18 protein-coding genes are annotated in these 24777 nt (G+C 72.2%); 10 read left to right on the top strand and 8 right to left on the bottom strand.

Annotation, left to right across the window (positions count from 1 at the left end):
* Positions 1 to 56 precede the first annotated feature (56 nt).
* From ACFYSC_RS08300 to ACFYSC_RS08310, 3 genes are all read left to right on the top strand, one after another.
* Positions 57 to 923 carry an aldo/keto reductase gene (locus ACFYSC_RS08300; protein WP_389958425.1) on the top strand — a complete coding sequence of 289 codons (867 nt, stop codon included), beginning with the start codon at positions 57 to 59 and terminating at the stop codon, positions 921 to 923.
* 366 nt (positions 924 to 1289) lie between these two features.
* Positions 1290 to 1739: an Hsp20/alpha crystallin family protein gene (locus tag ACFYSC_RS08305; RefSeq protein WP_389958428.1), complete on the top strand. Its 450-nt coding sequence runs from the start codon at positions 1290 to 1292 to the stop codon at positions 1737 to 1739.
* 89 nt (positions 1740 to 1828) lie between these two features.
* Positions 1829 to 2146, top strand: a complete 318-nt coding sequence (locus ACFYSC_RS08310) for a MerR family transcriptional regulator (protein ID WP_389958431.1) — start codon at positions 1829 to 1831, stop codon at positions 2144 to 2146.
* 97 nt (positions 2147 to 2243) lie between these two features.
* On the opposite strand, the gene ACFYSC_RS08315 is transcribed toward ACFYSC_RS08310, so the two are convergent.
* From ACFYSC_RS08315 to ACFYSC_RS08335, 5 genes are all read right to left on the bottom strand, one after another.
* Complete coding sequence (locus ACFYSC_RS08315) at positions 2244 to 3623, bottom strand: HipA domain-containing protein (protein ID WP_389958434.1); 1380 nt, start codon at positions 3621 to 3623, stop codon at positions 2244 to 2246.
* 23 nt (positions 3624 to 3646) lie between these two features.
* On the bottom strand, positions 3647 to 4153 hold the full coding sequence (locus ACFYSC_RS08320; RefSeq protein ID WP_389958437.1) for a DUF262 domain-containing protein: 507 nt from the start codon (positions 4151 to 4153) through the stop codon (positions 3647 to 3649).
* Between the two features lie 156 nt (positions 4154 to 4309).
* Positions 4310 to 5209 carry a carbohydrate ABC transporter permease gene (locus ACFYSC_RS08325; RefSeq protein WP_389958440.1) on the bottom strand — a complete coding sequence of 300 codons (900 nt, stop codon included), beginning with the start codon at positions 5207 to 5209 and terminating at the stop codon, positions 4310 to 4312.
* A complete protein-coding gene (locus tag ACFYSC_RS08330; protein WP_362928853.1) occupies positions 5206 to 6228 on the bottom strand; it encodes an ABC transporter permease subunit in 1023 nt (340 codons plus the stop codon). Before ACFYSC_RS08330 ends, ACFYSC_RS08325 begins: the two co-directional genes overlap by 4 nt.
* On the bottom strand, positions 6221 to 7915 hold the full coding sequence (locus tag ACFYSC_RS08335; protein WP_389958443.1) for an extracellular solute-binding protein: 1695 nt from the start codon (positions 7913 to 7915) through the stop codon (positions 6221 to 6223). The genes ACFYSC_RS08330 and ACFYSC_RS08335 overlap by 8 nt, the downstream gene beginning before the upstream one ends.
* Positions 7916 to 8124: 209 nt before the next feature.
* Between ACFYSC_RS08335 and ACFYSC_RS08340 the strand changes: the two genes are divergently transcribed.
* From ACFYSC_RS08340 to ACFYSC_RS08350, 3 genes are all read left to right on the top strand, one after another.
* Positions 8125 to 9330: an ROK family protein gene (locus ACFYSC_RS08340; protein ID WP_389958446.1), complete on the top strand. Its 1206-nt coding sequence runs from the start codon at positions 8125 to 8127 to the stop codon at positions 9328 to 9330.
* A gap of 164 nt (positions 9331 to 9494) precedes the next feature.
* Positions 9495 to 12317: a glycoside hydrolase family 3 C-terminal domain-containing protein gene (locus ACFYSC_RS08345; RefSeq protein WP_389958449.1), complete on the top strand. Its 2823-nt coding sequence runs from the start codon at positions 9495 to 9497 to the stop codon at positions 12315 to 12317.
* A gap of 142 nt (positions 12318 to 12459) precedes the next feature.
* On the top strand, positions 12460 to 13464 hold the full coding sequence (locus tag ACFYSC_RS08350; RefSeq protein ID WP_389958452.1) for a LacI family DNA-binding transcriptional regulator: 1005 nt from the start codon (positions 12460 to 12462) through the stop codon (positions 13462 to 13464).
* Between the two features lie 212 nt (positions 13465 to 13676).
* Here the strand turns inward: ACFYSC_RS08350 and ACFYSC_RS08355 are convergent, their stop codons facing one another.
* Both ACFYSC_RS08355 and ACFYSC_RS08360 read right to left on the bottom strand, forming a co-directional pair.
* Complete coding sequence (locus ACFYSC_RS08355) at positions 13677 to 15053, bottom strand: hypothetical protein (RefSeq protein ID WP_389958455.1); 1377 nt, start codon at positions 15051 to 15053, stop codon at positions 13677 to 13679.
* Positions 15054 to 15224: 171 nt separating this feature from the next.
* Positions 15225 to 16979: a biotin carboxylase N-terminal domain-containing protein gene (locus ACFYSC_RS08360; RefSeq protein ID WP_389958458.1), complete on the bottom strand. Its 1755-nt coding sequence runs from the start codon at positions 16977 to 16979 to the stop codon at positions 15225 to 15227.
* A 337-nt stretch (positions 16980 to 17316) separates the two neighbouring features.
* Here ACFYSC_RS08360 and ACFYSC_RS08365 point away from each other — a divergent pair, with 337 nt between their 5' ends.
* The 3 genes from ACFYSC_RS08365 (at position 17317) to ACFYSC_RS08375 (ending at position 18643) form a co-directional block, all read left to right on the top strand.
* Positions 17317 to 17589 (top strand): WXG100 family type VII secretion target, encoded by a 273-nt coding sequence (locus ACFYSC_RS08365; RefSeq protein ID WP_179819513.1) that lies wholly within the window; start codon positions 17317 to 17319, stop codon positions 17587 to 17589.
* 109 nt (positions 17590 to 17698) lie between these two features.
* On the top strand, positions 17699 to 17872 hold the full coding sequence (locus ACFYSC_RS08370) for a hypothetical protein (protein ID WP_389958461.1): 174 nt from the start codon (positions 17699 to 17701) through the stop codon (positions 17870 to 17872).
* 48 nt (positions 17873 to 17920) lie between these two features.
* Positions 17921 to 18643, top strand: coding sequence for a YqjF family protein (locus tag ACFYSC_RS08375; protein ID WP_389958464.1), 723 nt, complete (start codon positions 17921 to 17923; stop codon positions 18641 to 18643).
* Positions 18644 to 18729: 86 nt separating this feature from the next.
* On the opposite strand, the gene ACFYSC_RS08380 is transcribed toward ACFYSC_RS08375, so the two are convergent.
* Positions 18730 to 23445, bottom strand: coding sequence for an FtsK/SpoIIIE domain-containing protein (locus ACFYSC_RS08380; protein ID WP_389958467.1), 4716 nt, complete (start codon positions 23443 to 23445; stop codon positions 18730 to 18732).
* Positions 23446 to 24069: 624 nt separating this feature from the next.
* On the opposite strand from ACFYSC_RS08380, the gene ACFYSC_RS08385 reads away from it, so the two are divergent.
* Positions 24070 to 24777 carry a hypothetical protein gene (locus tag ACFYSC_RS08385; RefSeq protein ID WP_389958470.1) on the top strand — a complete coding sequence of 236 codons (708 nt, stop codon included), beginning with the start codon at positions 24070 to 24072 and terminating at the stop codon, positions 24775 to 24777.

Here is a 24777-nt window from a genome sequence, read left to right on the forward strand (position 1 = left end):
CTTAAGGGGCTAATCAGGTGAAATCTGCACATTCCGCTCCCTGGAGGAGACAGCGTATGACCACCACGACCCGTCCCGCGGACGCCTCCGGCCGGTTCGCCATCGGCGGCGACCTCACCGTCAACCGCCTCGGCTACGGCGCCATGCAGCTCACCGGCAAGGGGATCTGGGGCGACCCGCCCGACCCGGAGGAGGCCGTACGGGTGCTCCGCCGCGCGGTCGAGCTGGGCGTGAACTTCATCGACACCGCCGACTCCTACGGACCGTTCGTGTCCGAGCTGCTCATCAGGAAGGCCCTGCACCCCTACCCGGACGACCTGGTCATCGCCACGAAGGCCGGCCTGACCCGCTCCGGCCCCGACGACTGGCGCCCGGTGGGCCGGCCCGAGTACCTGCGCCAGCAGGTCGAGCTGAGCCTGCGCCACCTCGGCGTCGAGCGGATCGACCTGCTCCAGCTGCACCGCATCGACCCCAAGGTGCCCCTGGCCGAGCAGGTCGGGGAGCTCGCCGCGCTCCAGCGGGAGGGCAAGATCCGCCACATCGGACTCAGCGAGGTCGGCGTCGAGGATCTGGAGCGGGCCGGGGAGACGGCGACGATCGTCTCGGTGCAGAACCTCTACAACCTCGCCCACCGCGACGCCGAGCCGGTCCTGGAGCACTGCGAGGCGAACGGCCTGGCCTTCATCCCGTGGTTCCCGCTCGCGACCGGCGAGCTGGCCAGGGAGGGCGGCCCGCTGGACGCCGCGGCCAGGCGGCACGGCGCCACCCCGTCGCAGCTCGCGCTGGCCTGGCTGCTGCGGCGCTCCCCGGTGATGCTGCCCATTCCCGGCACCTCCTCGGTGGCGCACCTGGAGGACAACGTCGCCGCGGCGACCCTGGAGCTGACCGACGAGGAGTTCGCGGCGCTGACGGACGCGGTCTGAACCGCGCCGTCCGAACCGCGCCGTTCGAACCGCGCCGTTCGAACCGCGCCGTCTGAACCGCACGGCCCGAACCGCACTGGCTGAACCGCACGGTCCGGCGCGCCGGGCCCGTCGGGGCCGCGGTCCCGGCGGGTCCGGCGGGCCCGGCAGGCCCGGCAGGCCCGGCAGGCCCGGCAGGCCCGGCAGGCCCGGCAGGCCCGGCGCGTCCGCTCCCCGGCCGGGACCTGCGGGCCGGGTGTGAAGAATCCTGCAAACCAGGTCGTGAGTGACTTGCATCCACCGCTGCATGTAACTTATAAATTGACTTAGAGGTTTTCGGAACGGCAGGCGTGAGGAACCTGCCCGGTTCAACGGAGGTGGTTACCGATGCTGCTGACGTCGATCGACCCGTTCGTGCAGGAGTTCGACCGTCAGTTCGACCGGCTCGCGCGGCAGACCCTCGGATGGGGTCAGAACGACTCGCGCGGGGCCATGCCGCTGGACGGCGTCCGCCGCAAGGACGACGTCCTCCTCAAGTTCGACCTCCCCGGCGCCGACCCCGACTCCGTCGAGGTCACCGTCGACCGGGGCGTCCTGACGGTGAGCGCCCGGCGCGAGGAGGAGTACGCCGAGGACGACCGCCTCTTCGTGCGCGAGCGTCCGATGGGGACCTTCACCCGCCGCGTCTACCTCTCCGAGCACCTCGACAGCGAGAAGATCGACGCCGCGTACTCCAACGGCGTCCTGGCCGTGCGCATCCCGGTGCTGGAGCGGGCGAGGCCCCGCAAGGTCGAGATCCACAAGGCCGCGTCGGAGCAGAAGTCGATCAAGGCCTGAGATCCGGCCTGATCGTCGGGTCTCCTCGGGGCGGGCGCCGGTCCGGCGCCCGCCCCGCGGTCGTCCCGAACCCCCGGAAAGGAGCGACGATGGTCAGGCTGCCCTTCGACGACGAGAACGCGCCGCTGTACTCGGTCGGCCAGGTCGCCGACATGCTCCAGGTCGAGCGGGCGTTCCTGCGCCGCCTCGACGAGCACGACGTGGTCCGGCCCGCCCGTTCCGGCGGCGGGCAGCGCCGCTACAGCCGCGGTGAGATCGGCGAGCTCCAGGACGCCATCAAACTGGTCGGCGAGGGCATGACCCTCGCCGCCGTCCGCCGCATCTTCGAGCTGCAGCACGAGGTCAGGCGGCTTCGGGAGGAGCTCGCCCGGGAGCGCGCCGCCCACGGGGAGCCCACGGGGCCCTGAACCGCGGCGCGGGCCGCGCGGGCCCCCGTTCGCCGGGGAGCCCCTGCACCTGACAGATCTGGCACTACCTCATGGAGGTATGGAAAGGCCTTCCCGCTCAGCCGCTCCCAGGGCGGGAAAGCAGAGTACGGCTGCGCCGTTCAATGCTGGCCGCCACGGATTCCCGCACTTCCGGTGCCGTGGAGAGCAGGTCGGCGCAGGCAGGCCAGGCCGAGCGCACACGGCCGACCAGGTCCGTGACGATGTCACCCAACCCAGCGCCTGCTGCATGGAGGCGCCGTTCCAAGCGCTCGAAGGTACGGATGGTGACGGCGTCGAAACGCCGGGAACCCGCGAACTTCATACCGAGTGTCTCGCCTTTTCCCATGTAGGCCCGTGTACAGACGAGGTCATAGGCGGGGGAGAGCGCCGGGGTCCTGGGGTCCCGATAGATGAGCGACCAGTTTTTCAGATGGCCGTCCCGTAGTAGGGCGGCCATCGCCGGGGTGATCAGATGGGAATCTAGGACCTCCAGCCATTCCTTTTCGTCCATGGTGAGCGGTGGGTTAACAATGGCGGCACCGATGTCCTTGCCCGCCTCCTGCTCCATCGCGGGCAACAGAACACGATTAGCAGCCCAGAGGCGATACTTCTCGTCCATCTGGCGGGTGGGGACCAGGTAGCGCACGGCGTCGGCGGCGGTGGGACGGCCGGTCAGGCATTCTGCCAGCTCGATCTGTTCACTGGGTTTCCCCGTGCTGGGGTCGCGTGGCTCCAAGGACCACCAAGAGCACAAAGTGATCTTTGCAGCTGCTTCGTTGGTCCTGAATCTTCGGAGTTCGGGCAGTTGCGGCTCAGGACGGTTCAGGGCTCCGAGGAGGTTCTGTACTGACCCTGTGAGGTCGTTCGGCTGAACCTTCGCGCAGAGCGCGCGACTCGCCCCCGTGGAACTCCCTTTGAAAATCTCCGGGCCGAACAGAGCCGCCCGCCAGTACCAACGACGAAGTAGCTTGCGGTTGACGGGATCAGGATCGGGAAAGTGCGCGAAGACCCGGGTGAGAACGATCAGGAGGTAACGGTACGCCAGCAGGCTGAAATGGGGGACTCCGGCGTCCTTCTGCAGGAAGCGGACTGCCCTTCCCGGCGCCTCTTCTCCTGCCTGGAAGGCGGTATCACGATCTTCGCCTGGGAATTCGATGACCTCTCTGCGGTTTTCGTCATCGAACTCCGTCCGGATCTCCCGCTCGGGATTGGGGCCTCGTCTGGCGAGGATCGCACGCAGTACCGTGTCGCTGTCGATCCGACCGAAGCCGAACTGTTCGTCCACGTGAGCGGCGATCACATCGATGGTAAGAGTCCTGTCCTGCTCCGACTCATCGCCGGCGAAGAGCGCAGAAAATATCTCGGCTTTGCTGAGGCGCTTCCCGTAGTTGTTCATCCGGTCGAAGATGTCCTGAAGAACTTCAGCGTTCTCCTGCTCCACCTGGTAGGCGGGCATGGGATATTGCCGCAAGACCGTGGTCAGGTTGAATGCCTTGTCCTGAAGCTCGGCGGAGATCTCCGGGTAGACGGTGAACCACCGCAGGACCCGGCGCAGATCGAACAGAATGGGCAGCGGGATGACGGATGGATCTTCAACGGATGGCCGGGGAACGAATTCTCGGTGCGCAAGTCGTAAGCGAGTGCGAACCGCGTCTCCCGGGCACCTTCCTCGTGTAGAGCGTTGGCCAGGCTGGTGATGCGCTGTTGGCCGTCCACCACCCACAGTGACTGGTCCATGCGAGGGGCATCGATCCTCAAGGTGCCGAGGGTAAGCGTCTGCTCCGTGGCGGGCCGTACCCACAACAGAAGGCTGCCTACGGGGTAACCCTTGACGATGCTGTCGAAGAGCCGGATGACGTCTTCGCGGCCCCAGCGAAAGTCGCGCTGGAAATGAGGCACCCTGATCTGTCCGCGCCAGGCCATGCCCACCAGTTTCTCGACGTCGTAGGTCGTGGCGCTGGGGCGCGTTTCCAGCCCGGTGCTCATCGCGGATCCTGCCATGGAAGTTCCGTGTCCACAGGGACGGTCGGATTCAGCTCGACCCCCATTGAACAAGCATGTCAGGCCGTGAGCCGAGGTTCAGACGATATGGGTGGTCCCACGGCCGACATACGAAGATCCAGGCAGGACGGGGCGTGCGGCTCAGCCCTTGACGGCGCCCACGATCACCCCCTTGGTGAAGTGGCGCTGGACGAACGGGTAGACGAACAGGACCGGAAGCAGCGCGACCACCACGATCGCCATCTGGATGGCCAGGCCGGGCGGCAGCGCCTGCCCGGGGATCGTGCCGGTCCCGCTCTGGCCGACGAACAGCGACTGGCCCTGGAGCACGTACTGCCGCAGCACGACCTGCAGGGGCCACTTGGCGTTGTCGTTCAGGTAGAGCACGGCGTTGAAGAACGAGTTCCAGTAGCCGACCGCGTAGAACAGGCCGATGACCGCGGTGACGCCCTTGGACATGGGCAGCACGATCCGCCGCAGGATGCGGAACTCGCTCGCGCCGTCGATGCGCGCGCTGTCGGTCACCTCGCCGGGGATGCTCATGAAGAACGACCGCATGACCACGAGGTTGAACGCGGTGACCGCGGTCGGCAGGATCAGCGCCCAGTAGCTGTCGATCAGGCCGAGCGAGCTGACCAGCAGGTAGTTGGGGATCAGTCCGGGGCCGAACAGGAACGTCAGCAGGATGAGGAACAGCAGTGGCCGGTGCAGCACCGAGCCGGGCCGGGACAGGCCGTAGGCGGCCAGCACCGTGACGCTCAGGCTGATCGCCGTGCCGGCCGTGGTCACGCCGAGGCTGACCAGGACCGACCGGGTGACCACGCCGCCCGCGAACAGCTGCTGGTAGGCGGCGAGGGACAGTTCGCCGGGCATCGTGACCAGTCCGCCGGCCCTCGACACGGCCTCCTGGGTGGAGAGGCTGGTCAGCACGACCATGTAGATCGGGAAGAGGACGGCCGCCACGACGAGCGTGAGGACGAGTCCCTTGGCGAGCCCGCCGGCGCGGCCGGGCCGTTCGGCCCATGGAGGTGAGGTCGTCATGATCGTTTGTAGATTCCCTGTTCTCCGAACCGGTGGGCGACCTTGTTGGCGATGACGATCAGGATCAGTCCGGCCACGCCCTTGACCAGGCCCGCCGCCGCGCCGTAGCTCCACTCGCCGGTCAGCAGGGTGCGCCAGTAGACGAAGGTGTCCAGCACCTCGGCGGCGTCCCGGCCGACCGCGTCGCGTTGCAGGAAGAACTGCTCGAAGCCGACGTTCAGCGCCTCGCCCAGCCGCAGGATCAGCAGCAGGACGATCACCGGGCGCAGGCCGGGCAGCGTGACGTGCCACATCCGCCGCCAGCGCGAGGCGCCGTCCACCGCCGCCGCCTCGTAGAGGTTCTGGTTGATGGCGGCCAGCGCGGCCAGGAAGACGATCGCGCCCCAGCCGGCGTCCTTCCAGACCGTCTCGGCGGTCACCAGCAGGATGAAGGTGTCCGGGTTGGTCATGACGTCGAAGCCGCTGTAGCCGTGGTCCCGCAGGATCTGCGAGAGCAGCCCGGCGCCGCCGAACATCTGCTGGAACAGCGTGACGACCAGCACCCACGAGAAGAAGTGCGGCATGTAGACGATGCCCTGGATGAACACGCGCAGGCGGGGCCGTACCACGCTGTCGAGGAGGATGGCCAGCGCGATCGGCACCGGGAAGTAGAAGACGAGCTGGAACGCGGTGATCGACAGGGTGTTGAGCGTCGCGTCCCAGAAGCTGTCGTCGAGCAGCAGCCACTGGAAGTTGGAGATCCCGACCCACGGGCTGTCGGCGACGCCGACGTAGGGCGAGTAGTCCTGGAATGCGATGACGTTGCCGAGCAGCGGGACGTAGTGGAAGACGATCAGCAGCCCGATCGCGGGCACCGTCATCAGCAGCAGTTGCCAGTCGCGGCGCAGCCGGTCCCGGAAAGGGACACGGGTGCCCGGGCTTGTCGAGACGGCCCTTTTACCGACATGCTTGGAGGTGCCGGCGCCGGCGGGTGAGGTCAGGTCACCCGCCGGCCCGGTCCTCGGCTCGTTGCTAAGCACGGCCGTTGTCCCGCAGGATCTTCATGTAGAAGTCCCTGGCCTCGTCGCCGCCGTCCCGCCGCCACTCCGCGGCGATCTTCTTGGCGTCGCTGACCGGGCGCCGCCCGCGCATGATGTCGGTGAACTTGTCCTCGGTGGGCACCTGCAGGCCGGAGAACTTCGACGGCTTCTGGATCCGGATCCCGTCGAACGGGGTCTTCTCGACGTGCGGGAAGGTGGCCTGCTGCCACGCCATGTTGGCCTTGACCGCGTCGGGGTAGGCGACCCAGTCCACGAAGATGGGGCGTCCGCCGAGGAAGAGGTAGGTGGGGGCGACCTCCTTGCGGCCGAGGTCGTTCAGCTGCGGGACGTTCTTGTCGTCGCGGGTGAAGTGCTTGCCCTCCACCCCGAAGTTGGACAGCTCGTACTCCTTGGTCCCGTACGGCGCCGCGCACCAGTTGAGGATGGAGAGGATCTCCTCAACCTTCTCCTTCGGGGTGCCCTTCTTCACGAAGGTGAAGATCCCCGCCGCGTTGTTGTGGTACATCAGCGGCTTGCCGCCGTCGTGGGCGAAGACCGGGAAGGCGTCGATGGCGAAGTCGGGGTTCTTGCCGCGGTGCTGCTGCAGCAGCTCCTTCCAGCCGCCGAGCCCGTCGCGGTAGACGGTGATCTGCCCGCCCCCGATGAGGTCCTTCTCGTTGGCGCCCTTGCTGCTCACCACGGAGGGGTGGATCAGGTCCTCGGCGAAGAGCTTGCGCATGAACTCCAGCATCTGCTCGTACTCGGGGGTCTCGTACTTGTGGACGAGCTTGCCCCCCTCGTAGCGCCACTCCTGCGGGATCCGGAAGACCGTCCAGAGCATCTCGTGGATGTCGCCGAACGCCCAGCGCTTGTTCTTGGGGTCGTTGATCTCCTTGCCGAGCCGGTACAGCTCGTCGGCGTTCTTGGGCGCGGTGTTCCAGCCGTTCTTGTCGAACAGGTCCTTGCGGTAGAGCAGCGCGAAGGGGAAGGGCTCGGTGGGGAACGGCACCGCCATCAGCTTGCCGTTCCAGACCGACCACTCCCACGCGGCGGTCGGCAGGTTGGCCAGCAGCGGGTACGGCTTGACCTTGTCGCCCTGCAGGTAGGGGGTGAGGTCCTCGAACGCCTTGTCGACGGCCTGGTTGAAGTCGGCCATCTTCTCGATCTCCCAGCTGGGGATGACCATGAGGTCCGGGAGGTCGCCCGAGGCGAGGCGGGCGATCGCCTTGTCGGCGTACACCGTGCCGTCGGCGATCTGGAACTCCACGGTGGCGCCGATGTCGGCGTTGGCCGCCTGGAAGTAGGCGTTGTCCGCCAGGGCGGGCGGCACCGGGCCCCACAGCGGCGTCATGGCCTTGTAGGAGCCGCCCTTCCCTGCCTTGGCGGTCAGCGCGGGGGCGGGGGAGGCGGGGTAGGTGGTGAAGCCGCCGCCGATGCCGGGGATGCCCGGCAGGTCGGAGACGATGCCGGGGATGTCGGGCTGCGCGCCGGGGAAGGGCGCGTAGGTGGGGGTGAGGGAGGTCAGCTTCTCCGCGGCGGCGGCGGTGGCGCCCCCGCTTCCCGGCCGGGGGCCGCTCGGGGCGGAGCAGGCGCCGAGCAGGCCGCCTCCGGCGGCCATCGCGGCGCTGAGCCCCACCAGGCCGAGGAAGCCTCGGCGGGTGGTCGTCGCGCCCGGGGTCTGGGTCATGGCGCTTTCCCTTCGTCGGTTCAGATCAGGGGGGTGTCCGCGGGAGAGGGGTCGCGATAGAGTTAGTTCGTCTGATGGCCAAACAAATTAGTCGAGGCCGACCCCCGCCACAAGGGAGCGCCGACCCGGCGTCCGCGGGAGGCGGTCACGGATTGGTGAACGATGGTGCATGATGGGGCCAGCCTGGCCGAGCCGGAACGGGACTGACCTTGATCACATCTACGAGCGACCCGCAGCCGGCCGACTTCGCCGACGTGCGGGCGACCAACCTCGCCGTCGTCCTGCGGTTCGTGCGTGAGCACGCCCCCTGTTCGCGGGCGGACATCGCCGCCTCCACGGGGCTGAACAAGGCGACGGTCTCCAGCCTGGTCGCCGACCTGATCGACCGCCGGCTGGTCCGGGAGACCGGGCTGACCGAGAACCGCGTCGGCCGCCCGGCGACCATGCTGGTGCTCGACGGCTCGCCGTACGCGGCGATCGGCGTCGAGATCAACGTCGACTACGTCACCGCCGTGGCGGTGGACCTGTCGGGGGAGCGGCTGTTGTCCTGGCGGCGCTCCTTCCAGGGGCCCGACGTCACGGTGTCGCAGGCGATGGCCGTCGTCGCCGGGCTCGTCCGCCGCGTGACGGCCCGGATGGCCCGGGAGGAACGGCAGGTCCTCGGCCTCACCGTGGCCGTGCCCGGCCTGGTCGGCACCGACGGGGTCGTCCGCGTCGCGCCGAACCTCGGCTGGCGCGACGCCGACCTGGCCGGTGACCTCGCCAAGGCGCTCCGCGACCCCGGATTTCCGGTGCAGGTGGACAACGACGCCAACCTCGCCGCCCTGGCCGAGCACCGCTTCGGCCCGTGGGCCGGGACCGCCGACCTGGTGTACCTCACCGGCGAGATCGGGGTGGGCGCCGGGGTCATCCTCGACGGGCGGCTGCGGCGCGGCGGGCAGGGCTACGGCGGCGAGATCGGCCACATCCAGCTCGATCCGCTCGGCGCCGAGTGCCGCTGCGGCCGCCGTGGCTGCCTGGAGGCGATGGCCGGGATCGGCGCGGTGCTGGAGCACGCGGCGCTCTCGCCGGCGGAGGTGGAGGTCGAACTGGAGGAGACGGCCCGCCTGGCCCGGACCGGCGACGCGCACACCCTCGCCGTCCTGGCCGACGTCGGCCGCAACCTCGGCCGGGGCGTCTCGATGATGGTCAACCTCCTCAACCCCGAGGTGGTCGTCCTCGGCGGATACTACGTGCCCCTCGCCCCCTGGCTGCTGCCCGAGATCGAGGCCGAGGCGCGCGGGCGGGTGATCGCGCCGGACGCCGGCGGCTGCCGCGTCGTGGCCTCCACCCTCGGGTACGGCGCCGCCGCGCTCGGCGGCGCCGCCCGGGTGCTCGATCTGGTGGATTCAGGGCGTTTGCCGCGAATCTCTTGACCTGAGTCGCACGGGCGTGCACCCTCGGGGAAGCTCCGTTCGAAACACCCGCGTAACGAACGGAGCATTTCCGGATCATTCATCGAAGCGCTTCGACGGACCGGGGCGCCTCCATCAGACCGATTTTCGAAGCGCTTCGATACCCCCCAGAGGACGGTCCCCCCATGAACGAACCCTTCCGCGACCCCGGAGTCCCCCTCGCCGAGCGCGTCGCCGACCTGCGGGACCGCCTGACACCGGAGGAGAAGATCGGCCTGCTGCACCAGTACCAGGCGCCGATCCCGCGGCTGGGCGTGGAGGGTTTCCGCACCGGCACCGAGGCCCTGCACGGTCTGGCCTGGCTCGGCCCGGCGACGGTGTTCCCGCAGGCCGTGGGGCTGGCCAGCACCTGGGACCCGGAGCTGGTCAGACGGGTCGGCGAGGCGACGGGAGACGAGGTCCTGGCCTTCCACCGCAAGGACCCGTCCGGCGCCGGGCGCAACGTCTGGGCGCCCGTGGTGAACCCGCTGCGCGACCCCCGGTGGGGACGCAACGAGGAGGGCTACTCCGAGGATCCGTGGCTGACCGGCGTCATGGCGGCGGCGTACGCGTGGGGCCTTCGTGGGAGCGATTCCACCGTGCTGAAGACCGCGCCCACCCTCAAGCACTTCCTGGGCTACAACAACGAGACCGACCGCTGCGTCACCTCCAGCGGCCTGCCGCCCCGGGTGCTGCACGAGTACGAGCTGCCCGCCTACCGGCCCGCCCTGGAGCAGGGCGCGGCGGTGGCCGTCATGCCGTCCTACAACCTCGTCAACGGACGCCCGGCGCACCTGAGCCCGCTGATCCGCGAGGCGCTGCGCGAGTGGGCGCCCGACGACATCCTCGTGGTCAGCGACGCCTACGCCCCGGGGAACCTCGCCGGCATGCAGGCGTACCACGAGGACCTGCCCACGGCCTACGCCCACGCGATCAGAGCGGGCCTGGACAGCTTCACCCAGGACGACGACCGGTCCGGCGAGACCCTCGGGCACATCCGCCGGGCACTGGAGCTGGGCCTGCTCACCGAGGAGGATGTCGACGAGGCGGTACGGCACGCGCTGTCCATCCGGTTCCGGCTCGGCGAGTTCGACCCCGCCACGCCGTACGAGGGGATCACCGAGGCGGTCGTCAACTGCACCGAACACCGTGAGCTGGCCCGCGAGGCCGCCCGGCGCTCGATCGTGCTGCTGCGCAACGACGGGATCCTGCCGCTGGCCGCGCCCGGCCGGATCGCGGTCATCGGCCAGCTCGGCGACACGCTGATGGAGGACTGGTACTCCGGCACGCTCCCCTACGCCGTCACCGCCCGCGCCGGTCTCGCCGAACGGTGCGAGACGGTGTTCTGCGAGGCCGTGGACCGGGTCGCGCTGAGCGTGGAGGCCGGGGCCGTCGTCGCCGACCCCGGCGGCGGGCCGCTGTCCGTCGCGCCCGGCGGCGGGGGCGACGAGGCCCTGTACGACCTGTTCGACTGGGGCGGCGGGTCGTACGCGCTGCGGGCCGTGGCGACCGGCCGTCACCTGTCGGTGGGCGACGACGGCGTGCTGGTCAACGACCAGCCCGGCCCCAACGGCTGGGAGGTGCGCCAGACCTTCCGGATGGAGCGCCGCCCGCGCGGGACGCTCGCCCTGCGGCACATCTCCACCGGCCGCTACGTCGCCCTGGACGACGGGACGTTCCGGCTGGCCGACGACGCCGACGCGGCGGCCTGGCTCACCATGGAGCGGGTGGTGGACGGCGCCGAGACCGCCGCCGCCCTCGCCGCGACGGCGGACGTGGCCGTCGTGGTGGTCGGGGACCACCCGCTGGTCAACGGCCGCGAGACCGAGGACCGCCTCGACCTGGACCTGCCCGCCGCCCAGCAGGCCGTCGTCCGGGCGGTGCGGGCGGCCAACCCGCGGACCGTCATGGTGATCAGCAGCGGCTACCCCGTCTCCTGGGCCGACGAGGACCTGCCGGCCGTGCTGTGGTCGTCGCACGGCGGCCAGGAGTACGGCCACGCCCTGGCCGAGGTGCTCTTCGGCGACGCCGACCCCGAGGGCCGGCTCACCCAGACCTGGTACCGCTCGGCGTGCGAGCTGCCCGACCTGCTCGACTACGACATCATCGCCTCCGACGCCACCTACCAGTACTACCGGGGCGAACCGCTCTTCCCCTTCGGGCACGGCCTCAGCTACACCACGTTCGACTACTCCGGCCTGACCGTCTCGGTGGAGAACGGCCCCGGCGGCGCGGACGGCCCTAGCGGCGCGGAGGGCGGCACGGTCACCGTCACCGCCACGGTCGCCAACACGGGCCCCCGCGCCGGGGCCGAGGTCGTCCAGCTCTACACCCACCAGCGCGGCTCCCGGGTCAAGCAACCGCTGCGCCGCCTGCGCGGCTTCACTAAGGTACGGCTCGCACCCGGCGAGAGCACCACGGTGAGCTGGCGCCTCCCCGTCCGCGACCTGGCCTTCTGGGACGTCACCCGCAACCGGTTCGTCGTGGAGGACGCCCCGCACCGGGCCATGGTCGGCCGCTCCGCGCGGGACATCCGGCTGTGCGCCTCCTTCCACGTCGAGGGGGAGCGCATCCCGCCCCGCGCGGCCCTGGCCGGGCCGATCCGCGCGGTGGACCACGACGAGTACGACGCGGTGGCCTTCGTGGACGCCGACCGGGTCTCCGGCGACGCCGTGCGGTCCACCGAGGCGGGGGCGTGGATCGCGTTCCGCTCGACGGACTTCGGCGACGGGGCCGCCTCGCTCTCGGCGCGTGTCACCGGTGCCGAGGGCGGCGTGATCAGCCTGAGGCTGGACGACCCGCTGCACGGCCCGCTCCTCGGCGACCTCGCCGTCCCCCGGGCGGGCCGCTACGACCTCACCGAGGTCCGCACCGGGCTCGCGGATGTCCGCGGGGTCCGTGATCTCTATATGGTGTTCGAGAACGCCGGGATCACCCTGGCCGGCTTCACCTTCGGAGAGCGCACGTGAGCGAGTGCGACGAGCGGACGGCATGGCGCGCCCGCGGGCGCGTCCCCCGGGACACCGGGCGGGGCAACGGTGTCCTCCCAGCCGGCGGACGTGTCCTTCCGGTCGGCGGACGCGTTCTTCCGGCCGGCGGGCGAGGAGGCGCATGAGCGGGCGGGCGGTGACGATCGCCGAGGTCGCCCGGCACGCCGGGGTGGCGGTGAGCACCGTCTCCTACGTCCTCAGCGGGAAACGGGCGATCTCCGCCGACACCCGGCGGCGGGTCCTCGACAGCGTGCGGACGCTCGGGTACCACCCCAACGCCGGGGCCAGAGCGCTGGCCAGCCGGCGGGCGAACGTCATCGCGCTGGTGCTGCCGCTGCGGGCCGGGATGCACGTCCCGGTGCTGATGCAGTTCGCCACCTCGGTGGTCACCGCAGCCCGGGGCTACGACCACGACGTGCTGCTGCTGACCGCCGACGAGGGGGCCGAGGGACTGCGCAGGGCGGTGGCGAGCGCCCTGGCCGACGGCCTGGTGCTGATGGACGTGGAACTGCACGACAGCAGGGTGCCGCTGCTGCGCGAGCTCGCCGAGCCGAGCGTCCTGATCGGATTCCCCGCCGATACGGCCGGGCTGACCTGCGTGGACCTCGACTTCCACCGGGCCGGCGCGCTCTGCGTGGAACACCTGGCCGAACGCGGGCACCGGGAGGTGGCGCTGCTCGGCGCCCCCTCGGTGGTCTACGAGCGCGGCACCGGGTTCGCCCGCCGTACCAGGGAGGGGTTCACCGAGGCCGTGGCCGGGCGTGGCATGACCGGTACGGCCCTGCCGTGCGAGGAGAGCTTCGAGGAGGTCGCGGAGACGGTACGGCGGCTGCTGGAGACGCGGCCGGAGCTGTCGGCCCTGGTCGTGCACAACGAGGCGGCGGTCGGCCACGTGCTCGGGGCGCTGCGCCAGTACGGCAGGCGGGTCCCCGAGGACGTCGCGGTGGTGGCGATCTGCCCCGACGACGTCGCCGAGCGGGCCGGCCCGGCGCTCACGTCGGTGCTGGTCCCGGCCGAGGACGTGGGCCGCGAGGCGGTGCGGCTGCTCATGGCCAAGCTGACGGGCGCCGCCGTGCCGGACGCCACCCTGCTCGCCCCCCGGCTGACGGTGCGCGGGAGCACCTGACCTCGTCCGGCGGAGCGGACGCGTCGGCCGCCCGGCGGGTCCCGGCGGCCCCGCAGAGCCCGCCGCGTGCGAGGTCCGCCGGGCGCCGTAGGCGGCCGGGACGCGGAGACGGGCGCCGTACGGGATCCGGACACGGAGACGGGCGCGTCCCCTCGGGGGAACGCGCCCGTCTCGCCGTCTCAGGAGGCGATCGTCAACCGGTCACCGGCGGGTCACCAGTCGCCCCCACCGAAGTCACCGCCGCCGAAGTCTCCGCCGCCGCCGAAGTCGCCCCAGCCGCCGCCGCCGAAGTCTCCGCCGCCGCCGAAGTCGGCACCGCCGCCCGCGTCGGCCACGCCCTGTTCGTAGCCCATGCCGTAGCCGCCGCCCATGCCCCAGCCGCCGCCCATCATGCCGCCGAGCATGGTGCCGACGAGCATGCCGGTCATGATGTCGCCGAAGCCGCCGTAGTAGCCGTAGGCGTAGGGCTGGTAGGCGGGACCGGCCTCGTAGTACGGGCGGTAGCCGCCGTTGACCATGACCTGGCGCGTCTGCGGCTCGAAGCCGCGCTCGACGGCCTCGGCGTCCGCCGCGCAGGCCGGGACGTCGCGCACCGCGCCGCCGGGCGGGGCCCAGCGCACGTCACGGGCGGACGGGCCGTGCTGCGGGTTGAAGAAGCACGGGGAACGCCGCTCGGGAAGCGGCTGGTTGTTGACGCGGGCCTTGACGCAGGCGAGGGCGTAGCGGCCCTCCTCCAGCGTGGAGGTCACGTTGCGCAGCTCGTCGGGGCGCTTGACCGCGTCCAGCTCCACCTTGGCCCGCTCGTAGGAGTCGAGGGCGCGCTGCCAGTCCTGCTGGTGCTCGGCGCCGTCGCCGAGGAGCTTGACGTCGGTGTCGAGGCCGGTGATCTCCTCGCCGAACTTGGTGACGTCCTCGTCCACGGTCTGCTTGACCGCGGCCAGCTCCGCCGCCTCGCGGGCCTCGCGCTGCTTCTTCTTCTTGCGGGAGTAGAAGAAGAGGCCGAAACCGCCGGCCAGGGCCAGCACCAGGATGCCGATCAGGACGCCCCCGCCGCCTCCGGAGGAGGAGCGGGAATCCGATCCGGAGCCGGAGCCGAGCCCGGCGCCGCTGGCCGCGTCGTCGGCCAGCTTGACGAAGTTGACCACGTTGTCGGTGGGGCTGGAGGTGGTCTTGGCCCGGCCCAGCAGCTCGTCGACGTCGACGCCCTTGATGTTGGAGACGCCGAACGGGGTCTTTCCGCTCATCAGCAGGATGGTGGACTTGCCGCCGACGTCCTTGCGGACGGAGGTCAGCAGGGTCCTGGCCTGCGACTTGCTGGTGACGGACCCCTCAGGCAGCAGCCCGACGTAGACCGAGGAGCTCTTCGTCTGCCCGACGGCTCCGCGGATCTCGTCGACGGCGTTCGCGGGGATGCCGGAGGCGGGATCCGCGTAGAAGCGGTCGCCGTCCGTCAGGCCCGAGGAGATCGTGCCCGGGTCGGGCGCGGCGGCATGGGCGGCTGGAGCGATCATGAAGACGGCCAGCAGCCCGGCGAGCAGCGCGACGAGCGCGGCGCCGAGGCGGCCCGGTGCGGTTTTTGTCGTGATCACGGCAAGAAAGCCTCCTTCGCCCTTCAGGACGAACAAGCGGACGTCAGAGTTCCCACTTCCCGACCGTATCCCTTCCAGACGTCCCCCGCGGCGTCCGGGACGGCGCGGCGGCCGCCGCGCGCCGTCCCGGACGCCCGTGGGGTCGCGGATCCGCGCCGCCCCGGGCGCCGGTCAGGCGTCCTTGATGTCGCAGATCACGGCGCCCGCGGTGACGGTCTGGCCGGGCGTGGCCGCCAGGCCGGTGACGGTGCCCGACTTGTGCGCGGTCAGCGGCTGCTCCATCTTCATCGCCTCCAGCACCACGACGGTGTCGCCGGCCGCGACGGCGTCGCCGTCGGCGGCCACCACCTTGACGATGGTGCCCTGCATCGGGCTGACCAGGTTGTCGCCCCCGGCCACGGCCTTCTTGCCCGCACCGCCCGGGTTCCCCCGCCGGGGCGGCCTGGCGGAGCCCCGGGCCGGGGCCGGCGCGGCGAACCCGGCCGGCAGCACGACCTCCAGGCGCTTGCCGCCGACCTCGACGGTGATGTGCTCCCGCTCGGCGGGCGCGCCGGAGTCGGCCACCGGGCCGGCGTACGGCTCGATGGGCGTGGTGAACTCGGTCTCGATCCACCGGGTGTGCACCGAGAACGGGTCGGAGGTGAAGGCCGGGTCCTCGATGACGGCGCGGTGGAAGGGCAGCACGGTCGGCATGCCCTCGATCTCGAACTCCGCCAGCGCCCGGCGGGCGCGCTGCAGCGCCTGCTCGCGGGTCGCGCCCGTCACCACCAGCTTGGCGACCAGGGAGTCGAAGGACTGCGGGACGGTCATCCCCTCCTCGTAGCCGGAGTCCAGCCGCACGCCGGGCCCGGACGGGACGCGCATCGCGGTGATGGCGCCCGGCGCGGGCAGGAAGTTGCGCCCGGCGTCCTCGGCGTTGATCCGGAACTCGAACGAGTGGCCGCGCAGCGGCGGGTCGTCGTAGCCCAGCGGCTCGCCGTCGGCGATCCGGAACATCTCACGCACCAGGTCGACGCCGGCGACCTCCTCGGTCACCGGGTGCTCGACCTGCAGGCGGGTGTTGACCTCCAGGAAGGAGATGGTGCCGTCCTGCCCCACGAGGAACTCGCAGGTGCCCGCCCCGACGTAACCCGCCTCGCGCAGGATCGCCTTGGAGCTCGACCGCAGCAGCCCGACCTGCTCGTCGGTCAGGAACGGCGCGGGGGCCTCCTCGACCAGCTTCTGGTGGCGGCGCTGCAGCGAGCAGTCACGGGTCGAGACCACCACCACGTTGCCGTGGGTGTCGGCCAGGCACTGGGTCTCCACGTGGCGGGGACGGTCGAGGTAGCGCTCGACGAAGCACTCGCCCCGGCCGAACGCGGTGACGGCCTCGCGGACGGCGCTGTCGTACAGGTCGGGGATCTCCTCGGCCGTCCTGGCCACCTTGAGGCCGCGCCCGCCGCCGCCGTACGCGGCCTTGATCGCGATGGGCAGGCCGTGCTCGGCGGCGAAGGCCAGCACCTCGTCGGGGCCGGAGACCGGGTCGGGGGTTCCGGCCACCAGCGGCGCGCCGACCGCCTGGGCGATGTGGCGCGCCTGGACCTTGTCGCCGAGGGCGTCGATCGCGGACGGCGGCGGGCCGATCCAGGTCAGGCCCGCGTCGATGACGGCCTGGGCGAAGGCGGCGTTCTCGGCGAGGAAGCCGTAGCCGGGGTGGACGGCGTCGGCGCCGCTGTCGCGGGCGACGCGCAGCAGCTTGCCGACGTCCAGGTAGGTCTCGGCCGGGGACTGACCGCCCAGCGCGTACGCCTCGTCGGCGACCCGCGCGTGCAGCGCGTCGAGGTCCTGGTCGGCGTAGACCGCGACGCTGGCCAGCCCGGCGTCCCTGCACGCGCGGGCGATCCGCACCGCGATCTCACCACGGTTGGCGATCAGGACCTTGTGCACCGACGTGTTCCCTTCGTGCGTTCGTACGGCCCGGCGGGTCTTGTCGATGGAGCATCGGCCTCGGGCCTTCAACGGAGTGTAGGCGTCATCTGATCGCCGGGTCTCGTCCGGGTTGCTCGGTGCGGTGACCGTTTCGCCGGCCGCCGGCCGTCCCGCCGCCCGGGGGCCGTCCCCGGGACGCGCGGACCGGCATGAGAAACCGGGTGAAAACGCGGCGGCCTTTCGGGTGGGAAGGAAGATCCATAGCCGCTGCGCATATTCACGAAATCATTGTGGTCCGGTCGCCTATCGTGATTTCGTTTGGTGATCCCCGACACCCATCCCGAAGGAGACGGGCATGAGCCAGAACTTGCTCGGCGGAAATCCCGCGGAAATGCAGCAGATGGCCACCCAGTTCACCCAGCAGGCGGACCAGGTGAGGGCCACGATGGCCGCGTTGGACCGGGAGGCCGGCAAGGTCGGCACCGCCTGGACCGGTCCCGGCGCCCAGCGGTTCAGCGAGGCCTGGCAGAACTACCGCGCGGCCTTCCAGCGGATGTCCGAGGAGCTCGCCGAGGCGTCCCGCGTCATCAACACCTACCGCGGCAACATCGAGTCGGCCACCCGCTGACCCGTCGGCCGTGGCCCTGCTTCGCCGTTTCCACAGCGAAGCAGGGCCATGGCGACCAATTCAGGGCAAAGCTCCGGACAAGGGTTTTTCACCTGCTGAGGGGCGAGCAATGAGCGCTTGGCAGCCCTGGCGGGAGCACCCGCCGGGTGAACCCGCGGCCGACGCGGGCCGTCCCGGTCTGGAGGAGATCCTGGACCGTGCCGCCGCCGCCGCGGTCGACACCTTCTCCACCGAGGACATCCTGGACGAATTGGACAGAGGGAGATCCGAGCGGCGATCATGACCGGCACCGCGCCGGACCGAACGGGCCGGATCCGGGTAGGAACCGGTCATGTCCGCTGCACCGCCTCCGTCCCCGCGAGTGGACCGGCCGGTGATGTACCACCGCTGGTCCCACATCACGTTCGTCCACTGGCGCTATCCCGCCGAGCTGATCCAGGCCACGCTGCCGCCAGGTCTCAAGGTCGACGCCTTCGACGGAACGGCGTGGGTCAGCCTGACCCCCTTCCTGCTGGAGGGGTTGCGGCCGCCGGGGATCCCGGCCCTGCCGTGGCTGTCCCGCTTCCCGGAGACCAACGTGCGCACCTACGTGCGCGACGAGCGGGGCCGCGCCGGGATCTGGTTCTACTCGCTGGACGCCGGCCGTCTCCCGGCCGTCCTCGGCGCCCGCCTCACCTACGGGTTGCCCTATTTCTGGTCGGACATGGCGGTGCGGGTGGACGGCGCGCGGCGCCGCTACCGCTGCCGCAGGCACCGGCCGCTCCAACCGGGCGGGCACTGCGACGCCGTCGTGGAGACCGGGCCGCCGCTGGACGCCCCGGACGAGGCCGCGATCTTCCTGACCGCCCGCTACCGGCTGTTCACCCTCTTCGCGGGCACGCTGGCCTCGGCCGAGGTCGAGCATCCCCCGTGGCCGCTGCGCGAGGTCCGGCTGGAGCGCCTGGACCAGAACCTCGTCCGGGCGGCCGGGCTGCCCGCCCCGGACCACCCGCCGCTCCTGCACGCCTCTCCCGGCGTTCCGGTGGCCGTCGGGATGTGGCACCCGGTCCGCTGACGTGCGCCGGCCGGGTGCTTCCCGGATGCTTTCCGGGGCCGCCTCGGCCGGACCGCCGGACGCGTTCCGGCACCCTCGGGCCGGGTTCAGCCGGGCAGGGCGGTCTGGACGGGGGTCGTCGAGCCGAGCGTGACCAGCAGGCCCCGGCCGGGCGGGCCGCCGACCGCGCCGCGCGGCAGCCGGATCGTGAACAGGTCGCCGTCGGCGGGGCTCTGCACCGCCAGCAGCAGGCCGGTCCGGGACTTGCGGGCCTCGGCGACGAACCCGCGGTAGGCGGTGGTCAGGTCGCCGGTGGCCCCGCCGGCGATCAGGCCGTGCTCGCCGTCGCGGCCGGTGCGCAGCACCTGTTCCAGGGCCATGCCCAGCGGGGAGTCGGGGGAGACGAGCTCGGCGTCGTCGACGACCACCACGTAGCGCTCCCGTCCGGCGACGGCCCCCTCCAGATCGCCGTCCGCGCCGAGGACGGCCACCACGCCGGGCACGCCCGCCAGGTCGCGCAGCGGGCTGCGCCGCGGGGCGACCGCGATCACCGGTGTGCCGTGCTCCAGCAGCGAGCGGGCGGCGGTCACCAGCGCCGAGGACCGGCCGGACCGGGGCGGGCCCGCGACGACCGCACCGGGGCCGTGGGCCATCAGGTCGACGCCCATGGGGGTCAGCGAGTCGCCGCCGGCGCCGAGCAGGGCCCACAGCGGTGACGGCGGCTCGTGCGACGGCGCCAGCGCCATCGCCTGCGCCGCGGTGATCCGGGTCGGCAGCGCGTCCACCCGCAGCGGCGGCTCACCGCCCCAGACCCACCCGGCGGGCCCGGCCGCGGCGGTGGCCGTGGCGGCGCCCGCCGCGGCGGCCACCGGGGACACGACCCGGTCGCCGCCGAAGCGGGCGGGGATCGCGCGTGACAGCGCCTGGAGCTCGGCGACCTGGGCCGGGCCGGACGGGTCGTCGCGGAGCAGCCCGATCTGGTGCTCGACGACGCCGTGCTCGCCGGACGACACCGCGCGGCCGGGGCCGAGCACGGCCGGAAGGTCCTTGACCGGCAGCCCGGCCAGGCCGTAGTCGGCCGGGTCGGCCAGCCGCAGGATCAGCCGGTCGTCGAACACCGTGGAGATCTGGCCGATCAGCGCCGACCGGTCGCCGGTCACCACGGCGCGCAGCCCGACCGCCGGGCCCTCGCGCAGCAGCTGCATCATCGCCTCGACCAGCCGGCCGTAGTCGTAGTTCTCGAACGCGGCGACGAACCCCTCCCATCGGTCGAGCATCAGCACCAGCCAGGGCGGCCGCTCACCCGGGAACCCCAGGGATCCCGGGGACCCGGGGGACCCGGAAGACCCGGGGGGCACCGTGGAGCCGGTGGAGCCGGCGCGCAGCTCGGCCAGCGAGGCGTGACCGGCCTCGGCGAGGAGCTGCTGGCGCCGTCCGACCTCGGCGCGCAGCCGGGTCAGCAGCCGCTCGACCCGGTCGAGCTGGTCGCGGGTCACCACCGCGCCGCAGTGCGGCATCGCCATCAGCGGCAGCAGCGCCCCCGAGCCGCAGTCGATCACGTGCAGGTGCACGTCCTCCGGGGACGCGCCCGCCGCGATCGCCCCGGCCAGGGTGCGCAGCGCGGTGGAGCGCCCGCTCCGGGGGGAGCCGGCCAGCAGCAGGTGGCCCCCGCGGGCGAGGTCCAGCGTCAGCGCCCGCCGGTCCTGCGCCCACGGCAGGTCCGTCATGCCGAAGGCCAGTGGCGGCACCTCCTCCTTCCCCGGCCGGTACGGCGCGGCCCCCTCGGGCTCCGGGAGGCCGGGGGCGACCACCAGGTCGGGGAGCGGTTCCAGCCAGGGGCTCGGCTGCCGGGGGACTCCGGCGACGCGGGCGGCGTCGGCCAGGGCGTCGGCGAGCACGGACAGGTCGGTGACGGCCGCCCCCTCGGCCGCCGCGTCCGGGGCGGCCGGCGGATGCCCCAGGGCCCGCCAGCCGACCTCGGTGACCCGGGCCCGGACCTCGCTCGCCGCGCCGGGGCCGCGCCCGCCGATCCGCGCGGTCTGCACGGCGACGGCCGCGCCCGCCCCCGACTTGACGTAGCACCGGCCGGGGGCCGACTTGGGGATGTGCGCGGCGTCCGGCCGGCCGATGACGTCTGCGGACTCGGCGGCCTCGGTCACCCGCAGCGCGATCCGCAGCGAGGTGTTGGCCTGGATGTCGGCGGTCACCACGCCGCCGGGCCGCTGGGTGGCCAGGACGAGGTGGATGCCGAGCGAACGGCCCCGCCTGGCGATGTCCACCAGCCCGGTCATGAAGTCGGGCAGCTCGGTGACCATGGCCGCGAACTCGTCGATGACCAGCACCAGCCGGGGCAGCGGGGGCAGCGGCGCGCCCCGGCCGCGCAGCGGCGTGGGCGGGGCGGACGGGGCGCCGCCCCCGGCGACGAGCAGGTCGCGGGAGGCGCGGGCCGTCTGGGCGTCGCGCAGTTCGTGGTAGTCCTCGATGTCCTTGGCCCCGGCGGACAGCAGCAGCCGCTCGCGGCGCCGGATCTCCGCGGCCAGGGAGTCCAGGGCCCGCTGGGTCAGGTGGCCGTCGAGGTCGCTGACCATGCCGACGGTGTGCGGGAGCCGTACGCACTCCTTGAAGGCGGCGCCGCCCTTGTAGTCGATCAGCACGAACGTCATCTCGTCGGGCCGGTTGACCACCGCGAGAGAGCAGATGAGCGTCTGCAGCAGCTCCGACTTGCCCGCGCCGGTGGTGCCGGCGATGAGGGCGTGCGGGCCGTCGACGCGCAGGTCGACCGAGAACGGCCCGTCGGGGCCGACGCCGATCAACGCCTCGGTGGACCGGCCCCATCGTCCGGCCAGGGCCTCGCCGGACACCGACGGCAGCCGTAGCGCGTCGAGCAGCCGCGCGGAGCCGGGCAGGGCCGTGGCGGCGTCGTCACGGCTGACGTCGCGCAGCGGCGCCAGGGACCGGGCCAGCCGGTCGCACCAGGTGGCCGTGACCTGGTCGGCCAGGATCCCGCCGATGCCGTCCAGCCCGCCGCCGCGCAGCCGTACGGTGCCGTCGGCGGCCACGTCGGCGACGGTGGCGCACTCCTCGGGCAGCAGCCGCTGGTCGTCGTCGATCGCCAGGGTGTGGACGCCGGCCCGCGGGCCCTGGCGCAGCACCTGCGGCATGCCGGGCAGGGCGCGCAGGACCTGCGCGCCGTCCAGGACGACCAGCACGTCGTAGGGGCGCTCGTCGTAGACGGGGATCGGCTCGTCCCGCCTGGTCCCGGTCCCGCCGCCGAGGTCGGCCCAGCCGGCGGGGGCGCGGCCGATCCGGGCGGCGGGGTCGTCCTCCTCGCCGAGCCGCTCCTCGATCAGCGTGACCAGCTCGCTCACCCGCCGGGCCGCGGCCTCGGGATCGGCGCCGACCAGCGCGACGCAGTCCTCGCCGCCGTGCGGGGCGCAGTGGGGCAGCCAGCGCACCCAGTTCCACCGCTCCTCGCCGTCGCCGTGCGCCGACAGCACCACGATCGCCAGGTCGCGCGGGCTGTGCAGGACGGCGGCCTGGCCCACCAGCCAGCGCGCCAGTCCGGCCGTGCGGGACCGTGGGCCGGTCAGCCCGGCGACGCCCAGCCGCCGCATGGCCAGGGCCACCGGCACGGCGTGGCAGGCGGGCGGGTCGGGCGGGACGAAGTCGGCGGGCGCGGACCGCTCGGGGACGAACTCCAGGCCGGCCGGCAGGTCGGCGAGGCCGACCCGCAGGCGCAGCGCGTCGGGGTCGTGGTCGCGGCGCTCCCAGAGCCGCCGCCGGGGGCCGGTCGCGGTGAGCAGGACCTCGGCGGGGTCGGGCGCGGCGGCGCGGCGCTCGGCCTCGTCGGCGGCGCGCGCCGCCTCCACCGCGGCCTCGAACTCCCGCATCCGCTCCCGGTAGCGTTTGAGCTCCTTGCGGTACTGCTTGCGGCCGTGCCGCCGGTCGCTCACCCACTGGCCGACCATGATGAGCGGGGTCATCAGCGCGATCAGCAGGTAGTACCACGCCTTGAGCGCCAGGGCCATGCCGACGCCGAGCACGAGGGGCAGGAACGCGGTCAGCAGCTGCAGCCGCATGCCCTCGGCCCGTTTCGGCTCGGCCGGGACCTCGAAGCGCCGTTCGCCGCCGGGGGAGCGGAGCCGGGGCGGCCGGTTGTAGGCGAGGCCGCCGTCGGGCTGGGCGTCGAGGTGGGCGTCGGGGGGCTCCACGGCGGTCAGCGTCAGCACGGTCGTGCCGCAGGTCAGCAGGGCGTGCTCGGGCCAGGGCGCGAGGCCGCGGAGGGGTTCGCGGTCCAGCCGCGGCACGGCCCCGCCTCCCGGGGCGGGCTCCACGGTGATGGCCTCGGGGGTGAGGCGGATCACCGCGGCCTCGGCGGGCAGCCCCGGGTCGGGGACGGACACCGCGCAGACGGGGTCGGAGCCGACGACGTGGACGCCCAGGCCCAGCCGGTGCACCGACCCGGCGGCCGGGCCGCCGACGACGCGGATCTCCACGATGCCGCCGGGCTCCTCGGCGATGGTGGCGGCGGCGAGGTCGCGGTCGAGGGTGACCAGGTCGCCGTCGCGGAGCAGGCCGAGGACCGGGGCGCCGGGGTCGAGGGCGCGGCCGTCGAGCCAGAGGTCCGGCGGCTCGGCGGCGTCGCCGTCGCGGCCCAGGCCGTACGGGGCCCTGGTGCGGGTCAGCCGCACCACGTTGGTCGGCCGCTCGCCGCCCTGCCCGGAGAGCGACTCCGCCAGCCGGCCCACCGTGGTGGTCTCGTCCGCCTCCACCACGACGTCGCGGTCGGCGTGCTCGCCGAGCACGGTGAGCATGATGCGCATCGCCGCTCTCCCTCGGTCGGGGGCCGGGTCCGCCGGGTCCACGGTACAGAGCGGGAACCGCCCGGGACGAGGTGTTCGCGGCGATGCCGCGGGGCCCGGGGTGGTATGTGGAAAACATTCCCGCCTGTGGACAACCGTCGGATGTGACCGGCCGGTCATGCCGTTCTAATGGGGTTCGATGGTGCCAGGGACGGGGTGCGGGCTGGGGACGGGTCGCCCCTTCCTGTGGATAACCCGACGGTTTCCCCTGTCCCCGAGGTCGCTATATCCGGCAAAAGGTATTTTTCGCCTTAAGTCCGTCAAAGCGGTCATGGGATCCGGGTTTCGGGCGGTCCGGTTCGCGGGCCGGACCGGCGGCGGTGCGGTGCGGCCGTGACCGCAGGGACCGAAGGGAATATTGGGACGGTAGATATATGCATTAATTCATGTCCTTATCACCCGGATAAGCTTCTTGTCATGTGGCGGAAGGGACAGGTTTCATGGAGCCGTCGTTGACAGACCTGTTCCTATCAAACGAGCATGGGACCCGGCTTTTGTCCGGCGCTTCATCGGCATGGTGCGCATAATGGCGTAAATTCAACCAGTAGTCCCAACGCGTTAATCACTCTGGGAGTCCCCCTGCCCATGAGGACCAGTGAGAAGCCGGCGAGCCGCACACCGCTGAACGCCGAGCGGCCGGGGTCGGCGAGTTCCCTTTCCGGCCCGGCGTCGCGCAAGCTCCCCGTACCCCCGCGAGAGCGCAAACCCGCCCTCGCGGCCCTCGCCGTACTGCTCATCCTGGGCGGCGCGCTCGCCACGACCCTCCTGGTCATGCGCAGCGGAGACCGGGTCTCCGCGATCGTGATCTCCCAGCAGGTCGGCGCGGGCCAGCCCTTCACCGAGGCCGTGATGCGCGAGACGCAGATCGCCGACACCGGCGTCGGCTACGTCGCCTGGGCCGACCGCGCCCTCGTCGCGCAGAACTTCGCCCGCGTCACCCTCCTGCCCGGCACCCTCCTGACCCGCGACATGGTCGTCTCCGCCAGCAGGGAGCTCGGCCCCGGCAAGGCGCAGGTCGGACTCTCCCTCAAGCCCGGCCAGATGCCCGGGACGCTGGAGCGGGGCGACCGGGTCCAGGTGATATACGTCCCGAGCCGGGGCGGCGGCGGCAACGCCACCAGCCGGGTGCTGGCCCCCAACGCCCTGGTCCACCAGGTCGGCGGGTCCGGCCAGGCCCAGGGCAGGACCTCCGGCCTGGTGACGGTGATCGTGGACAGCACCATCTCCCCGACGGTCGCCGCCTACGCCTCCAGCGGTGAGATCGCGCTGGCCGAGCTGCCCGGAGCGCGCTGA

The organism is Streptosporangium sp. NPDC004379 (assembly GCF_042873875.1).
Classification (GTDB): Bacteria; Actinomycetota; Actinomycetes; order Streptosporangiales; family Streptosporangiaceae; genus Streptosporangium.

What these genes read in the sequence shown, in the direction of transcription:
- ACFYSC_RS08300 (WP_389958425.1), top strand. Translation starts at nt 57, where the DNA reads ATGACCACCACGACCCGTCCCGCGGACGCCTCCGGCCGGTTCGCCATC.
- ACFYSC_RS08370 (WP_389958461.1), top strand. Translation starts at nt 17,699, where the DNA reads ATGAGCGCTTGGCAGCCCTGGCGGGAGCACCCGCCGGGTGAACCCGCG.
- ACFYSC_RS08385 (WP_389958470.1), top strand. Translation starts at nt 24,070, where the DNA reads ATGAGGACCAGTGAGAAGCCGGCGAGCCGCACACCGCTGAACGCCGAG.
- ACFYSC_RS08345 (WP_389958449.1), top strand. Translation starts at nt 9,495, where the DNA reads ATGAACGAACCCTTCCGCGACCCCGGAGTCCCCCTCGCCGAGCGCGTC.
- ACFYSC_RS08365 (WP_179819513.1), top strand. Translation starts at nt 17,317, where the DNA reads ATGAGCCAGAACTTGCTCGGCGGAAATCCCGCGGAAATGCAGCAGATG.
- ACFYSC_RS08380 (WP_389958467.1), bottom strand. Translation starts at nt 23,445, where the DNA reads ATGCGCATCATGCTCACCGTGCTCGGCGAGCACGCCGACCGCGACGTC.
- ACFYSC_RS08315 (WP_389958434.1), bottom strand. Translation starts at nt 3,623, where the DNA reads ATGCCCGCCTACCAGGTGGAGCAGGAGAACGCTGAAGTTCTTCAGGAC.
- ACFYSC_RS08320 (WP_389958437.1), bottom strand. Translation starts at nt 4,153, where the DNA reads ATGAGCACCGGGCTGGAAACGCGCCCCAGCGCCACGACCTACGACGTC.
- ACFYSC_RS08325 (WP_389958440.1), bottom strand. Translation starts at nt 5,209, where the DNA reads ATGACGACCTCACCTCCATGGGCCGAACGGCCCGGCCGCGCCGGCGGG.
- ACFYSC_RS08350 (WP_389958452.1), top strand. Translation starts at nt 12,460, where the DNA reads ATGAGCGGGCGGGCGGTGACGATCGCCGAGGTCGCCCGGCACGCCGGG.
- ACFYSC_RS08310 (WP_389958431.1), top strand. Translation starts at nt 1,829, where the DNA reads ATGGTCAGGCTGCCCTTCGACGACGAGAACGCGCCGCTGTACTCGGTC.
- ACFYSC_RS08335 (WP_389958443.1), bottom strand. Translation starts at nt 7,915, where the DNA reads ATGACCCAGACCCCGGGCGCGACGACCACCCGCCGAGGCTTCCTCGGC.
- ACFYSC_RS08375 (WP_389958464.1), top strand. Translation starts at nt 17,921, where the DNA reads ATGTCCGCTGCACCGCCTCCGTCCCCGCGAGTGGACCGGCCGGTGATG.
- ACFYSC_RS08305 (WP_389958428.1), top strand. Translation starts at nt 1,290, where the DNA reads ATGCTGCTGACGTCGATCGACCCGTTCGTGCAGGAGTTCGACCGTCAG.